The sequence below is a fragment of the Ralstonia sp. A12 genome (assembly GCF_000801955.1).
Classification (GTDB): domain Bacteria; phylum Pseudomonadota; class Gammaproteobacteria; order Burkholderiales; family Burkholderiaceae; genus Ralstonia.
The window spans coordinates 1-15,333 of the sequence record NZ_JSZO01000011.1 but is presented as its reverse complement, the minus strand read 5'-3'; the positions used below and the strand labels follow the sequence as shown (position 1 = coordinate 15,333).

The 15,333-nt window shown below is 65.2% G+C and carries 13 protein-coding genes; 11 read left to right on the top strand and 2 right to left on the bottom strand.

From position 1 onward, the window contains the following. Window positions 1-28: 28 nt before the first annotated feature. From PI87_RS14020 to PI87_RS14010, 3 genes are read left to right on the top strand one after another with little or no spacing between them, the layout of a single operon-like run. The gene (locus PI87_RS14020) at window positions 29-1,186 is read left to right on the top strand and encodes an efflux RND transporter periplasmic adaptor subunit (RefSeq protein ID WP_039598336.1); all 1,158 of its coding nucleotides are present in this window, start codon (window positions 29-31) and stop codon (window positions 1,184-1,186) included. A 20-nt stretch (window positions 1,187-1,206) separates the two neighbouring features. Beyond that, window positions 1,207-4,350, top strand: coding sequence for an efflux RND transporter permease subunit (locus PI87_RS14015; protein WP_039598335.1), 3,144 nt, complete (start codon window positions 1,207-1,209; stop codon window positions 4,348-4,350). A 3-nt stretch (window positions 4,351-4,353) separates the two neighbouring features. Continuing rightward, a complete protein-coding gene (locus PI87_RS14010; protein WP_039598334.1) occupies window positions 4,354-5,811 on the top strand; it encodes an efflux transporter outer membrane subunit in 1,458 nt (485 codons plus the stop codon). Window positions 5,812-5,813: 2 nt separating this feature from the next. Here PI87_RS14010 and PI87_RS14005 read toward each other — a convergent pair whose 3' ends face one another. Further along, the gene (locus PI87_RS14005; RefSeq protein ID WP_039598333.1) at window positions 5,814-6,689 is read right to left on the bottom strand and encodes a LysR family transcriptional regulator; all 876 of its coding nucleotides are present in this window, start codon (window positions 6,687-6,689) and stop codon (window positions 5,814-5,816) included. A gap of 105 nt (window positions 6,690-6,794) precedes the next feature. Between PI87_RS14005 and PI87_RS14000 the strand changes: the two genes are divergently transcribed. The 4 genes from PI87_RS14000 to PI87_RS13985 all read left to right on the top strand — a co-directional run bounded on the left by PI87_RS14000 (window position 6,795) and on the right by PI87_RS13985 (window position 10,559). Further along, window positions 6,795-7,868, top strand: a complete 1,074-nt coding sequence (locus PI87_RS14000; RefSeq protein ID WP_039598332.1) for an alkene reductase — start codon at window positions 6,795-6,797, stop codon at window positions 7,866-7,868. Between the two features lie 153 nt (window positions 7,869-8,021). Next, window positions 8,022-8,696, top strand: coding sequence for a histidine phosphatase family protein (locus PI87_RS13995; protein WP_039598331.1), 675 nt, complete (start codon window positions 8,022-8,024; stop codon window positions 8,694-8,696). Between the two features lie 19 nt (window positions 8,697-8,715). Then, entirely contained in the window at window positions 8,716-9,750 is a 1,035-nt protein-coding gene (locus PI87_RS13990; RefSeq protein WP_039598330.1) for a phosphotransferase, read from the top strand. Between the two features lie 44 nt (window positions 9,751-9,794). Next, window positions 9,795-10,559, top strand: coding sequence for an SDR family oxidoreductase (locus PI87_RS13985; RefSeq protein WP_039598329.1), 765 nt, complete (start codon window positions 9,795-9,797; stop codon window positions 10,557-10,559). A 38-nt stretch (window positions 10,560-10,597) separates the two neighbouring features. On the opposite strand, the gene PI87_RS13980 is transcribed toward PI87_RS13985, so the two are convergent. After that, on the bottom strand, window positions 10,598-11,497 hold the full coding sequence (locus PI87_RS13980; protein WP_039598555.1) for a LysR family transcriptional regulator: 900 nt from the start codon (window positions 11,495-11,497) through the stop codon (window positions 10,598-10,600). A gap of 74 nt (window positions 11,498-11,571) precedes the next feature. Here PI87_RS13980 and PI87_RS13975 point away from each other — a divergent pair, with 74 nt between their 5' ends. The 4 genes from PI87_RS13975 to PI87_RS13960 all read left to right on the top strand — a co-directional run bounded on the left by PI87_RS13975 (window position 11,572) and on the right by PI87_RS13960 (window position 15,071). Then, window positions 11,572-12,501, top strand: coding sequence for an MBL fold metallo-hydrolase (locus PI87_RS13975; RefSeq protein ID WP_039598328.1), 930 nt, complete (start codon window positions 11,572-11,574; stop codon window positions 12,499-12,501). A 113-nt stretch (window positions 12,502-12,614) separates the two neighbouring features. Continuing rightward, the gene (locus PI87_RS13970) at window positions 12,615-13,337 is read left to right on the top strand and encodes a GntR family transcriptional regulator (RefSeq protein ID WP_039598327.1); all 723 of its coding nucleotides are present in this window, start codon (window positions 12,615-12,617) and stop codon (window positions 13,335-13,337) included. A gap of 65 nt (window positions 13,338-13,402) precedes the next feature. Beyond that, window positions 13,403-14,188, top strand: a complete 786-nt coding sequence (locus PI87_RS13965; protein WP_039598326.1) for an ABC transporter ATP-binding protein — start codon at window positions 13,403-13,405, stop codon at window positions 14,186-14,188. Beyond that, window positions 14,178-15,071 (top strand): ABC transporter permease, encoded by an 894-nt coding sequence (locus PI87_RS13960; RefSeq protein ID WP_039598325.1) that lies wholly within the window; start codon window positions 14,178-14,180, stop codon window positions 15,069-15,071. Before PI87_RS13965 ends, PI87_RS13960 begins: the two co-directional genes overlap by 11 nt. Window positions 15,072-15,333 lie beyond the last annotated feature (262 nt).

Below are 15,333 nucleotides of genomic sequence, written 5' to 3'. Positions count from 1 at the left end.
GTGGCTGCCTGCGCCTTATGGAGTCGATATGAAGAACGAACGACGTTGCCGCTACGGGGTGGTGTGCGCCCTGGCGGTGGCGATACTCGCGGGGTGTGGGGAGTCCCAGCAGCAGGCCGCTGCGCCGGCCATTCAGGTGGCGACGACCACCGTGGCGCCCGCCCCTCTCAAACTGACGGAAGACCTGCCCGGCCGTGTGGCCGCGGTGCGCGTGGCGGAAATCCGGCCGCAGGTCAGCGGCATCGTGATGCGCCGGCTGTTCGAGCAAGGCACCGAAGTCCGTGCCGGCCAGCCGCTGTTCCAGATTAACCCGGCACCCTTCAAGGCCGACATGGAAACCGCCGCGGCCGCCTTGCAACGCGCAGAAGCTGCCCTGACGCGTGCACGCGTACAGACCACCCGGCTCCAGCCGCTGGTCCAGGCTGACGCGATCAGCCGCCAGGTCTACGACGACGCCGTTGCCCAGCGAGACCAAGCTGCCGCTGACGTAGCGCAAGCCCGCGCAACCCTCGCCCGCCGCCAGCTCGACCTGAAGTTCGCCACGGTGGAGGCCCCCATCCCGGGCCGCATCGATCAGGCACTCGTGACGGAGGGCGCATTGGTCGGCAGCGGCGACAGCAACCCGATGGCCCGCATCCAGCAGATCGACCAGGTCTATGTGGACGTGCGCCAGCCGGCCGCATCGCTCGAAACCCTACGTGGCGCGCTGGCGGCACAGCCAGAAGCCAAGGGCAACGGCCTGCCCGTCGACGTACTGCGCGACGACGACACGCGCTACGACGTGCAGGGCCGCATGCTCTTCTCGGGGGTCAATGTCGACCCCGGCACCGGTGACGTGCTGCTGCGTGTGCTGGTCGACAACCCGAAGCGCCAACTGCTGCCGGGCATGTACGTGCGCGCCCGCATTCCACGTGCGCACTACGAAAACGCGCTGACGGTGCCGCAACAGGCAATCTTGCGCGCGGGCGGCAAACCGCAGGTGTGGGTGCTCGACGCGAAGAGCCAGGCGCACCTGACAGCCGTTGAGATCGGCGAGCTGACAAACCGCAGCTACCGCATCAAGTCGGGTCTGCAGGCCGGCCAGAAGGTTGTCGTTGAAGGGATGGAACGCCTGATCGACGGCGCGGCCGTGACCGCGTCCGACTGGAAGTCGCCTGATGCGACAACAACTGCCTCCGCGCACTGAGCCTCGGGGAGCATCCAGCCATGTCTCAATTCTTTATCCGGCGCCCGATTTTTGCGTGGGTGATCGCCCTGTTCATCATCCTGATGGGCGCGATCGCCATCCCGCAACTGCCGGTCGCGCGCTACCCCACGGTGGCGCCGCCCAGCGTCACGATTACCGCCAACTACCCCGGCGCCACGCCGCAGGCGATGAACGACAGCGTGTTGAGCCTGATCGAGCGCGAGCTGTCCGGCGTCAAAAACCTGCTGTACTTCGAATCGTCGTCCGACACGTCCGGCAGCGCGCAGATCACGGTCACGTTCAAGCCCGGTACGGACCCCGCCATGGCGCAGGTCGACGTGCAGAACAAGCTCAAGACCATCGAGCCGCGCCTGCCTGCCGTCGTGCGTCAGAACGGTGTGGTCGTGGAATCCGCGTCATCGGGCTTCCTGATGCTCATCGGCCTGCGCTCCGAGAGCGGCCGCTTTGATGAAAGCGAACTCGCCGACTACATGTCGCGCAACCTCGCTGAAGAGCTGCGCCGGATTGAAGGCGTGGGCCGCGTGCAGCAGTTCGGCTCCGAGCGCGCGATGCGCATCTGGGTCAACCCGCAGAAGCTGATTAACTACGGCCTGTCGATGGGCGACCTGACGGCAGCGATCAGCCAGCAGAACGTACAGATCGCGCCGGGCAGCCTGGGTGCCTCGCCCGCGTTGCCGGGCCAGCGCGTGGCCGTGCCGCTCACGGTGCAAGGGCAGCTCACCACGCCGGAAGCATTCGCGGCGGTCGTGCTGCGCGCCAACGCAGACGGTTCCAAGGTCGTGCTGGGCGATGTCGCACGTGTTGAACTCGGCTCGCAGGGCTATGCGTTCGTCAACCGCGAAAACGGCAAGCCGGCCACCCTTGCCGGCGTGCAGCTCGCACCGGGTGCCAACGCGGTGAAGACCGCCGACGCCATCCGCACGCGGATGACGGAACTGAGCAAGACGATGCCGGCGGGCATGAGCTACTCGATCCCGTTCGACACGTCGCCGTTCGTGAAGATCTCGATCGAGAAGGTCATCGCAACGCTGCTCGAAGCGATGGTGCTCGTGTTTGCGGTGATGTACCTGTTCCTGCAGAACGCGCGCTACACGCTGATCCCGGCCATCGTCGCGCCGGTGGCCATGCTCGGCACCTTCGCGGTCATGCTGATGACCGGCTTCTCCATCAACGTGCTGACCATGTTCGGCATGGTGCTCGCGATCGGCATCATCGTCGACGATGCCATCGTGGTGGTCGAGAACGTCGAGCGCTTGATGGCGGAAGAAGGCCTCTCGCCCAAGGACGCAACCATCAAGGCGATGAAGGAAATTACTGGCGCCATCGTCGGCATCACGCTGGTGCTCACCGCTGTGTTCATCCCCATGGGGCTCGCCAGCGGCTCGGTGGGCGTCATCTACAAGCAGTTCACGCTGTCGATGGCGGTGTCGATCCTGTTCTCGGCGCTGCTCGCGCTGACACTCACGCCGGCCCTGTGCGCCACGATGCTCAAACCGGTGGAACCGGGGCACCACGAAAAGCGCGGCTTCTTCGGCTGGTTCAACCGCCGCTTCGAACGCCTGACAGACTGGTACGAGACGCGCGTGGGCCGGCTGATCGGCCGCGCGGGCCGCGTGATGCTGGTGTTCGTTGCAATCTCGGGCGCGCTGGTGTTCGGCTTCAAGGGCTTGCCGTCGTCGTTCCTGCCGGATGAAGACCAGGGCTACTTCATGACGGGCTTCCTGTTGCCCGCCAGCGCCACGACCGAGCGTACGCAGGATGTGGTCAACACGTTGGAAAAGCACCTTGCCTCGCGTCCGGCCATCGAGTCCAGCATCTCCGTCATCGGCTATGGCTTCTCCGGCTCCGGCTCGAATGCCGCGATGAACTGGGCGGTGCTCAAGGACTGGAAGAACCGCGGCGGCTCGTCAACCCTCGAGGAAGGCATGCTGGCCCAGCAGGCGATGGCCGGCGTGACCGAAGGCACGGTGATGAGCCTGCTGCCACCGGCAATCGATGAACTGGGCAACAGCTCCGGCTTCACCATGCGCCTGGAAGACCGCGCCAACCAGGGCAATGCAGCGCTCAAGGCGGCCGAGACCAAGCTGCTCGAACTCGCGGCGCAAAGTAAGATCGTGTCGGGCGTGTACCCAGACAGCCTGCCGGCCGGCACAAGCATCCGCCTGGAGATCGATCGCGCAAAAGCGCAGGCGCTCGGCGTATCGTTCACGACCATCAGCGACACGCTGTCGACCGCGATGGGTTCGACCTACGTGAACGACTTCCCGAACGCGGGCCGCATGCAGCAGGTGATCATCCAGGCCGATGCACCGGCGCGCATGCAGATCGACAACGTGATGAAGCTCTACGTACGCAACGCCGGCGGCGGCATGGTGCCGCTGTCTGAAGTGGTTCGCCCCGTGTGGTCTGAAACACCGCTGCAGATGGTGCGCTTCCAGGGCTACCCGTCTGCGCGCATCTCGGGCACCGCCGCGCCCGGCCAGTCCAGCGGCGCCGCCATGGCCGAGATGGAACGTCTGGCTGCACAACTGCCGCCTGGCTTTGCAGTCGAGTGGACGGGGCAGTCGCTGCAGGAACGTCAATCGGCATCGCAAGCGCCCATGCTGATGGCGCTGTCGATGATCGTCGTGTTCCTGGTGCTGGCAGCGCTCTATGAGAGCTGGTCGATCCCGCTGTCGGTCATGCTGGTGGTGCCGCTGGGCCTGATCGGCGCGATTGGTGCGGTGCTGCTGCGCGGCTTGCCGAACGACGTGTTCTTCAAGGTCGGGATGATCACGGTGATCGGTCTGTCCGCCAAGAACGCCATCCTGATCGTCGAGTTTGCCAAGCAGTTGCGCGAAGAAGGCAAGGGGCTGATCGAAGCGGCCATCCAAGCCTCGCGGCTGCGGCTGCGCCCGATCCTGATGACCTCGCTGGCCTTCGGCCTGGGCGTGGTGCCGCTGATGATCGCCTCGGGCGCCAGCGCCGAGACGCAGCACGCCATCGGTACCGGCGTATTCGGCGGCATGGTGACGGCCACCGTACTGGCCATCTTCTTCGTTCCCGTCTTCTTCGTATTCGTGATGGGCCTGCAGGAGCGCATCGGGCAGTGGCTGACGTCTCGCCGCAAGCTCGCTCTGCCAAGCCCCGAACAAGAACATTAAGTCATGCGATTTCTCATCCTTCCTCTTGTCCTGGCCTTGTCGGCCTGCTCGTTGGCACCCGCGATGGTCAAGCCGGAGTTGCCGGTGCCGGGCACGTATCCGGTCAACGCTCTTGCCACAACCGATGCGCAGGCGCACGCAGCCGATCTGGGCTGGCGCGCCATGTTTGGCGACCCGCGCCTGCAGCGCCTGATTGCGCTGGCGCTGGCCAACAACCGCGACCTGCGCCTGGCCGCGCTCAACGTGGAGGCCACGCAGGCCCAGTACGGCATCCAACGTGCTGCACGCCTGCCCAGCATTGACGCCACCGGCAACGCCACGCGGCAGCGCACGGCGGCCAATGCAGACGTCGACCCCGCCGTTCCCGCGCAAACGCAGAAGCAATTTGGCGTGAACGTGGGGTTGAGCGCGTTCGAAATCGACCTGTTCGGCCGTGTGCGATCGCTGTCTGACGCCGCCTTCGCGCGCTACCTGGCGAGCGAGCAGGGGCACCGCGCCGCGCAGATCGCGCTGGTTGGCGCAGTGGCCGACGCCTACTTTGCGGAACGCCTGGCCGACGAACAGCGGCGGCTGGCCACCCGCACGCTGGCCGACTGGAGCCAGTCGCTGGAGCTGGCACGCCGCCTGAAAGAAGGCCAACAGAACAGCGGTCTGGATGTCGCGCAGGCGGAAGGCCAAGTCGCCAGTGCCGAGGCCGATCTGGACGCCCGCACGCGTGCCGTTGAGCAAGCCCGCAACGCGCTGCAACTGCTGGTGGGCACCGAACTGCCGGTGGACCTCCCTGCCCCGCTGCCGCTGGATCAGCAGCAGGTGGTCACGCAGTTGCCGGCGGGGCTGCCGTCCGACTTGCTGCTGCGTCGGCCCGACATCCTGCAGGCGGAGCAGCAACTGGTGGCCGCCAATGCCGACATTGGCGCGGCACGTGCAGCGTTCTTCCCGCGCTTATCACTGACGGCCTCGCTGGGCTTCGTCAGCCCAGCCATGCGCGGCCTGTTTGATGGCGACCACCGCGCCTGGAGCTTTGCGCCGCAGGTCACGCTGCCGCTGTTCCAGGGCGGCCGGCTGCGCTCTGAACTGCGTCTGGCCGAGCTGCGCAAGTCCAGCGCGGTGGCGGAGTACGAACGCGCCATCCAGGGTGCCTTCCGTGAAGTGGCGGATGGCTTGGCCGGGCGTGAAACCTTCGGCCGGCAGATCGCGTCCCAAGCCCGGGTCGTTGCCAGCGCCGAGCGCCGGACCGAGCTGTCCAACCTGCGTTATCGCGCGGGAGTCGATGGACGGTTAGAGCTGCTGGATTCTCAGCGCCAGTTGTATGCCGCACGGCAGGCGCTGCTGGACCTGCGCCGCAGCGAGTTCGGCAATGCTGTCGCGCTCTACAAGGCGCTGGGGGGCGGTTTGTCAGACACCAACGCCACGCTCGCGAGCGGCGCGGTTCAGAACGTCCGCCCGGGTGCTCCGGAATAGGCTCAGGCCGCGCCCAGACGCTCGCGAAGAAATTCGATGAAGCGCTGCGTCTTCGCCGGTAGCAGGCGCGTTTCGGTCATCGCATAAACAGGCGTGGGGGTCCCATGCCATGCCGGCAGAATGCGGTGCAGCTTGCCGCTGGCCAGCTCATCGGCCACCACCTCTTCCGGCACCAGGATGATGCCCATGTCCAGCGTGGCAAGGCGCCGGATCATGCCGACGCTGTTGAGCGTAAAGCGGCCGCCGATCGACACCGTGGTGCTTCGCTTGCCGTCATGCAATGTCCACGCGCCCGCTTTCAGGATGCCCACGCACTCGTGCCGCGCCAGCTCGGCGGGCCTGGCGGGCTCGCCCGCACGCCGCAGGTAGCCGGGCGATGCGTAGAGCCTGGGCGTGAGCTGTACCAGCTGGCGCGCGATGAGTTGCGAGTCATCGGACTCGCCCATGCGGATCGCCACATCAAAGGGCTCGCTCACCAGATCGACCCGCCGTGAGGTCAGGTCGAAATCGAACGTGATGCCGGGATACAGGTTGGCGAATTCGACAATCAACGGCGCCAGGTAGGTCACCGCAAAATCCACCGGAAACGACACGCGCAGCACGCCGCTGGGCTGCGCCAACATGTCGCCCAACTGCTCGTGCGCGAGGCGCGCTTCGTCAACGATGCGCTTGCAGCGCTCGAAGTAGATCTGCCCGGCTTCGGTCAACTCGATCTTGCGAGTCGTGCGATGCAGCAGGCGCAGGCCGATCGCTTTCTCCAGCGCGCTGATGCGCCGTGACAGGGTCGAGTTCGGCACGCCCATCGCCTCCGCAGCACTGCGGAAACCTTTGGCTTTGACGACCTCCACGAACAAGGCCATGTCGTTCAGCAACTCCATGCTGATTGCTCCATCAATGGATCAATGTTCTGCAGATTATCCTATTTATCCCGCCGAAGAAGCAGACGATGATGCCGCCATCCCACCCCATTTCGAGGTTTCATCATGCGCACGCTGTTCGACTCCACCCGCGTTGGACGCACCACCCTGAGCAACCGCCTGGTCATGGCACCGATGACGCGCAGCCGCGCCCAGGTCGACGGCACGCCGGGCGCACTGGCCGCCGAGTACTACGCCCAGCGGGCAAGCGTGGGCCTGATCGTGACCGAAGGCACGCAGCCCTCAGATGACGGCCAGGGCTACCTCACGACGCCCGGTATCTATACCGACGCGCATGTGGCCGGCTGGAAGACAACCACCGACGCTGTGCACGCGCAGGGCGGCCGTCTGTTCATCCAGCTCATGCATGCGGGGCGCATGTCGCATCCGGACAATACGCCGCACCACCGGCCGGGCGTTGCGCCGTCGGCCATTGCGCCGGGCACGCAGATGTTCACCGCCAAGGGCATGCAGGACATCCCCACGCCGCGTGCGCTGACCACCGACGAGGTGCGCCAGACCGTGCAGGACTTCCGTCACGCCGCCCGCCGCGCCATCGAGGCCGGCGCCGACGGCGTGGAAATCCACGGCGCCAATGCCTACCTGGTCCAGCAGTTCTTCGCACCCAGCGCCAACACGCGCGCGGATGGTTACGGCGGCACGCTCGAGAACCGTGCGCGCTTCGCCATCGAGGTGGCCACGGCCATTGCCGAGGAAATCGGCGGGGACCGCACTGCCATCCGCCTGTCGCCGGGTACGACGATGTGGGGCATCGATGAAGGCGCAGAAGGCCCGGACCTCTACCGCCACCTCGTCGCAGAACTCGACACGCTGGGGCTGGCCTACCTGCACGTCATGCATCAGGGCAACGAAACGTTGCTGGCCGACATCCGCCGGCTGTGGAGGGGCACGCTCATCCTGAACCGGCCGGGCCGCCCGCGTGAGCAGATCGGCGCCGATGTGGCATCCGGCCTGGCCGATCTGGAAGCCTATGGCCAGATGGTGCTGGCGAACCCCGATTTCGTGACCCGCCTGCAAACCGCTGCGCCGATGAATGAGGCAAACCGCAACGGCTTCTTTGGCGGCACGGCACAGGGCTACACGGATTACCCGACGCTGCGTGAAGCGCAGAGCGCCTGACGCGCCGTCCATAGTTCAGTGCAACCCACCCAAACGCGGCCCCAGCAGGGGCCGCAGGTCATTCTTCGCATGAATGACCAACCATTAAAACAATAAATTTCAAAAATAGATGTCCTGCCGCTAAGCTGGGGCCCCCTACTTAGCGAGCAGACGATGGCGGAGCTTTATCTCGTACGGCATGGACAGGCATCGTTTGGCGCGGCGAACTACGACCAGCTCTCCGAACGCGGCGTGCAACAGAGCGCCTGGCTGGGCGAGTACTTCGCGCAGCGAAACATCGTCTTCGACCGGGTGATCTGCGGCACGCTGCGCCGGCACGAACAAACCGTCGACGCCATCCTGCGCGGCATGGGCCGCCCGGACGCCCAGTGCGAACAGCACGCCGGCCTGAACGAATACGACTTCCAAGGGCTGTTTGCCGCGCTCGGCGATGATTTTCCCGAGTTGACGCGCATGGCCACCGGGTCGATGCGCGACCACTACCGCGCGCTCAAGCAGGTGCTGCAACTGTGGTCCGAAGACAAGATCCGCGGCCCCGTTCCCGAGACCTGGGCCCAGTTCCAGCAGCGCGTGGCCGATGCGCGCGCCGCCATCCAACGCGGTGGCGGGCAGCGTGTGCTGACGGTCAGCTCAGGCGGCCCGATTGCCGTCACCGCACAGCAGGTACTGGCGGCACCGGCGGCCAGCGCCATCGCGCTGAATCTGCAGGTGCGCAACTGCAGCATCTCGCAGTACTTCTTCAATGCCGACGCATTCCAGCTCGCCACCTTCAACGGCATCCCGCACCTGGACCATTCCGAGCGGCACGATTTCCAGACCTACGGATAAGCGCTCCACGCGTTTCACCATGACGAACGATCCGCAGCAACTCGATATCGCCGCGCTGGCGCGGTATCTGCAAGACCATGTTCCCGGCTTCGAAGGCCCGGTGGTTGCCGAGAAGTTTTCCGGCGGCCAATCGAACCCGACCTTTCTCCTGCGCACGCCCAACGCCCGTTACGTGCTGCGCCGGCAACCACCAGGCGAGTTGCTGAAATCCGCCCACGCGGTCGACCGCGAGTTCCGCATCCTGACCGCGCTGTCGGGCACGGCGGTGCCGGTGGCGCGCCCGTATCACCTGTGCGAAGACCGTGAGGTGATCGGCAGCCTGTTCTACGTGATGAGCTTTGAAGACGGGCGCATCTTCTGGAATCCAGCCCTGCCCGAGCTGTCGCAAACGGATCGGACCGCTGCCTACGACGCCATGCTGCGCACGATGGCGGCGCTGCATGACATTGATGTGGACTCGGTGGGGCTGGCCGACTACGGCAAGCCCGGCAACTACTTCGAACGCCAGATCGGCGTCTGGACCAAGCAGTACCGCCTGGCCGAAACGGAACGGATTGACGCGATGGAGCGGCTCATCGCGTGGCTGCCCTCGGCCTGCCCGGCGGATGACGGTAAACCAGCCCTCGTACACGGCGATTTCCGCCTCGACAACATGATGTTCGAGCCGGACAGCACGCGTGTGAAGGCGGTGCTCGACTGGGAGCTGTCGACCCTCGGCAATCCGCTGGCAGACCTGGCGTACTTCTGCATGTGCCTGCGGCTGCCTTCGTCGGGCTCACACATTCCCGGCCTTGCAGGACAAGACCGCGACGCCTTGGGGATTCCGCAAGAAGCCGAGATGGTGGCGCGCTACTGCGAGTTGCGCGGCCTGCCCCCCATCGACAACTGGCACTTCTACCTGGCGTTCAGCTTCTTCCGCCTTGCGTCCATTGCACAAGGCGTCAAGCGGCGCGCGCTCAACGGCAACGCATCCAACGCACAGGCCAGCAAGGCCGGAGACATGACCAGGCCGCTGGCCGAAGCCGCGGTGCGCCTGATCGACGCCCAACACTGACACCGCCGCAGCCAACAAAATTCCAACCATTGGAGGAGCACAACATGAGCACCAACCTGTTCGACCTGACCGGCAAGATTGCCCTGGTGACCGGCGCAAGCCGCGGCATTGGCGAGGAAATCGCCCGACTGCTCGCAAGCCAAGGCGCACACGTGATCGTCTCCAGCCGCAAGCTGGCCGATTGCGAAGCCGTTGCAGAAAGCATCCGCGCAGCAGGCGGCAAGGCCGAGGCCCTCGCCTGCCACGTCGGCCGCATGGAAGACATCACCGCCACGTTCGACACCATCCGCCGCACGCATGGCCGGCTCGACATCCTCATCAACAACGCGGCCGCCAACCCGCACTTCGGGCACATCCTCGACACCGATCTCGGCGCATACGAGAAGACGGTGGAAGTGAACATCCGCGGCTACTTCTTCATGTCGATCGAAGCCGGCAAGATGATGAAGGCACAGGGCGGCGGCGCAATCGTCAATACCGCGTCGGTCAATGCGCTACACCCTGGAGACAAGCAAGGCATCTACTCCATCACCAAGGCGGCTGTGGCCCACATGACGCGTGCGTTTGCCATGGAATGCGGGCCGTTCGGCATCCGCGTGAACGCCCTGCTGCCCGGCCTGACCAAGACCAAGTTTGCCGGTGCGCTGTTCGAAGACAAGGCAACCTACGACCGCTGGATCAGCCAGATCCCGCTGCGCCGCCACGCAGAGCCGCGCGAGATGGCCGGCACGGTGCTCTATCTGGTATCCGATGCCGCGAGCTACACCAACGGCGAGTGCATCGTCGTGGACGGTGGCATGACGGTCTGACGGTAGATGGTTGATGGTTGATGGCCCGCTAGCGCGGGTCAGTCCGCGGCGTCGCGCATCAGGCTCATCAGTTGTTCGCGCAGCCACTGGTTGCCGGGGTCCCGGTCGACGCTGCGGTGCCAGTAGCAGTGCCACTCAAGATCGGGAATCTCGAACGGCAACTCGAGAATGCGGACAGGATAGCGTTGCAGCAGCCTGAGCGGCGCCGTCAGCACCAGGTCCGTCCGCATGGCGATCAGCGGCGCGACCATGTAGTGCTGCACGCGCATCCGGATGTTCCGGCGTTGCCCGAGCCGCGTGAGTTCCGCGTCGACATAGCCACTGCCTTTGCGGCGGCTCGACACGTGGACGTGCCCCATCGCCAGGTAGTCCTCCATCGACATCACGTTCCCCTTGAACGGATGGTCGTGGCGGATCATGCAAGCGTAGCGGTCGCGCCCCAGTGCGGTCTGGCACAACTGCGGATCGGCAATGAGCGGGGCGTCGATGGCCAGGGCGATGGACCCATTCGCCAGCGCAATGGGCACCTCGGCACGGTCGGTGTAGTAGCTGCGGATGTGCATGCCGGGCGCCTGCTGCTGGAGCCGCTCGCCCAGCGCGGGCAGCACCAGGGCCTCAGTCAGGTCGCTCATGCTGACGGGAAAGACGCGCTCCGACGCGGCCGGGTCGAACACATCGCCCTCGTGCGCGCTGGCATCGAGCAACTGCAATGCCTCGCGCACCCGGCCGATGATGTTCTCCGACATCGGTGTCGGTACCATGCCGGCAGGGGTGCTGACGAACAGCGGGTCGTTGAAGGTCTTGCGCATGCGCGCCAGCGCGTTGCTGACAGCAGGTTGCGTGATGCACAGCGTTTCCGCCGCCCGCGTCAGGTTGCGGTGGTGGTAGATCGCTTCAAATACAACGAACAGATTCAGGTCAACCTTCGAAATGCGCATCGCCATGCCTCCATGGCGGGATCATAAGCGCGATCGAGCACGCGGCGGCTACGCCCATTGAAGAAAGGATCAACGTGAGCACCACTGCCGGCAAACCCGCTCCCCACGTACCCGTCCAGCGCGTCGACTTTGGCCGCGTGTCTGTCTTCTTTGGTGAGAAAAGCGGGAAGTACCCCGATGGCAATCAGGTAGTGATCCGCGGCTCGGACACCCGCGCTGCGTTCGACACGCCCATCGTCTCGAACCACATCGGGCCCGAGTTCGACGCAACCGAACTGGTGGTGATGGGTCACGCGCACGAAGACCACATGGCCGGCCTGCATCGCCTGCCGCATGCCACCGTGCACGTGAACGAAGCCGATCTGGCTGCCGTGCACAGTTGGGACGGCATGGTGACTCACTACGGCCTGGACGCGGCACATGCTCCGGCCATGCTGGCGAACATCCAGCGCGATTTTTTCTACGCCCCCCGCCCCGATGCGCTGGGGTACGCGGACGGTGCCTCGTGGGACGTAGGCCAGACGCGGATTCGCGCCATCCACATGCCCGGCCACACGGCAGGCCACACCGTGCTGCTGGTCGAGCCGGAGGGCGTGGCCTTCATCGGCGATATCGACCTGACCGGCTTCGGCCCCTATTACGGCGATGCGTGTTCGAGTCTGCGCGACTTCCGCCGCAGCCTCGCACGGTTGACGGAGATTCCCGCAAAGGTGTGGGTCACGTCGCACCATCGGGGCGTGTACACCGATCGCGCGCAATTCCTGCGTGATCTCGCCGCGTACACGGCCAAGCTCAATGAGCGTGAGCAGCGCCTGCTGGCATTGCTGAACGCATCGCCCAAGACACTGGAGCAACTGGTCGAGCAACGGCTGCTGTATCCGCCGGGCTACGAGAGCCTCTGGGCAGTGAGTGCCGAAACCCGCACGATCTCGCAGCACTTGGCCGAACTCCTAGCCGATGGCCGAGTGCAGGTGGACGAACACGGCGTCTATCGCCCCAGCTAAGGCACACGCAAGGCGACCGGCACGGGCACGGGTTTTCCTGTACTGCCCATTGAGACCAAGCTCTCTACAATGGCGGAGTCATATAGATGAATAGTTGACCTGCATTGCTCCTCATGCCCGCTGATCTCCGCCTGCCCCGTTACCAGCAATTGCGCGACGACCTGGCCGCGCAGATCGCCCAACAGCACTGGCGCCCGGGTGACGCCATCCCCACTGAAGCGGAACTCGCCAAGACGTACAACGTGGCCGTCGGCACGGTACGCAAAGCGGTGGATGTGCTGGTGGCCGAAGGCCTGCTCGAGCGCTTCCAGGGGCGCGGCACCTTCGTGCGGCGCGCCAGCTTTGCCAGCTCGCTCTTCCGCTTCTTCCGCTTCCAGAGCGAGACCGGCGAGCGACGTATCCCCGAGAGCCGCATCCTCAAGCGCGATGTGCTCGACGCACCCTCCGCGCCCGCCGCAGGCCTGCAGATTGAAACCGGTGCCCCCGTTATCCGCCTGACCCGGTTGCGCTTGCTCGACAGCGCTCCGCTGCTGGCCGAAGAAATCTGGCTGCCGCACGACCGCTTTGCCGACCTCGCCACGCTGGACCTCAGTGCCTTTGGCGACCTGCTCTACCCGCTGTACGAATCGCACTGTGGCCAGATCATCGCGAGCGCAGAAGAAACGCTCACCGCCGAGGCCGTCAACGCCACCTACGCGCGCCTGCTGCGCATCCAGGCCGGTGACCCGGTCATGGTGATCGAGCGCGTGGCGCGCGGCTATGACCGTACGCCGCTCGAATGGCGGCGCTCACGCGGCGCGGCGGCGCACTTCCGATATCACGTCGACATCCGGTAGCGGTAGCGCCACAGCCGCACGCGACACACCCATACCTACAAAACACAAACAGGAGACAACACACCATGCAGGCGAACCCTCCGCCACTGCTGGACGTACGCGGCGTGACGCTGCAGTACAAGACACGCCAGCATCTGGTCACCGCCACGTACCGCGTCGACTTCCAGGTCTACCCCGGCGAGCGCTACATCCTGCTGGGCCCATCGGGCTGCGGCAAGTCGACGTTGCTCAAGGCCATCGGCGGCTACCTCACGCCCACGGAGGGTGAGATCCGCCTCAAGGGCCAACCGGTGACCAAGCCCGGGCCGGATCGCATGATGGTGTTCCAGGAGTTCGACCAACTCCTGCCGTGGAAGACGGTGAAAGAGAACGTGCTGTTCCCGCTGCTGTCGACGGCCAAGCTCGGTGCGCGCGAAGCGGAGGAACGCGCGCTGCACTACATCCACAAGGTCAACCTCACCAAGTTTGCCGACCACCACCCGCATATGCTGTCGGGCGGGATGAAGCAACGCGTGGCGATTGCGCGCGGCATGGCGATGGAGCCCGACGTGCTGCTGATGGACGAGCCCTTTGCTGCGCTCGACGCGCTCACCCGCCGCAAGATGCAGGATGAGCTGCTGCAACTGTGGGACGAAACGCACTTCACCGTGCTGTTCGTCACGCACTCGATTCCGGAAGCGATCCGCTGCGGCAGCCGCATCCTGATCCTCTCGCCGCACCCCGGCCAGGTCCGCGCCGAACTGCCAAGCCTCGCGCGCGGTGATGGCGACCCCGAGCGCTTCAAGGCCCTCGAAGCCGAGATCCACGACATGCTGTTCGCCCGCGCGGTGGAGGAAACCCATGCAGACTGAAACCCTTTCCATGCCCACCACCAACGTGAGCGATCGCGAGCCGGTGTACCGCACGCCGGTGGCGTTCGAGCGTATCGGCGTGGTTGAAAAACCGTTGTCGATTGCCGAGCGACTTTACGAACAGGTGTGGCTGCGCAAGCTGATCATCCTCGTCGTGCTGGCGCTCGTCTGGGAAGGCGGCGCGCGCTGGCTCGACAACCCGCTGCTGCTGCCGACCTTCTCGGATACGGCACAGGCGCTGTGGGCAGGGCTCGCCAGCGGCACACTGTTCGCGCGCATCGGCACCTCCATGGAGACCTTGCTCGCTGGCTATGCGCTTGGTTTGGCGCTGTCGTGCGCGCTGGTGGTGCTGGGCATCAGCAACCGCTTGGGGCAGGACTTCCTGGAAACGCTTACCGCCATGTTCAACCCGCTGCCCGCCATCGCCCTGCTGCCGATCGCGCTGGTGTGGTTTGGCCTGGGCAACGGCAGCCTGATCTTCGTGATCGTGCATTCAGTGGTGTGGGCCGTGTCGCTCAACACGCATGCGGGCTTCCTGTCGGTCTCGAACACGCTGCGCATGGTCGGCCGCAACTACGGCCTCTCAGGCATGGGGTATCTGACGAAGATCCTGATCCCGGCGGCGTTCCCGTCCATCCTCACCGGCCTGAAGATCGGCTGGGCGTTTGCGTGGCGTACGTTGATCGCATCCGAGCTGGTGTTTGGCGTCAGCTCTGGCCAGGGCGGCCTCGGCTGGTACATCTACGAGAACAAGAACCAGTTGCAGATTCCGGAAGTGTTTGCGGGCCTGCTGACCGTCATCATCATCGGCCTGCTGGTGGAGAACCTCGTGTTCCGCACGCTGGAAAACCGTACCGTCAAACGCTGGGGTATGCAGAACTAAACCCGCGCCAGTATCGCAGCGAGCCTTGGCGCCAACCCACGCACCCAGACGGTTTGGCCGTACCCTGCCCTAGATGGCGCCTTGGATTTTTGTTGCGGGGAGGAAAAAGGAAGGAGCCTTGTCTGAGCGCAGCGAGTTTGGCTCCTTCCCCTCCCCGTGACAAAAATCCAAGGGGAAGTCGCCATCTCGGGCGCGCCTTTCTTTGCTTACTTTCTTTGGCAAGACAAAGAAAGTGAGTCGGCCCCGGCAGGGGACGAAACGG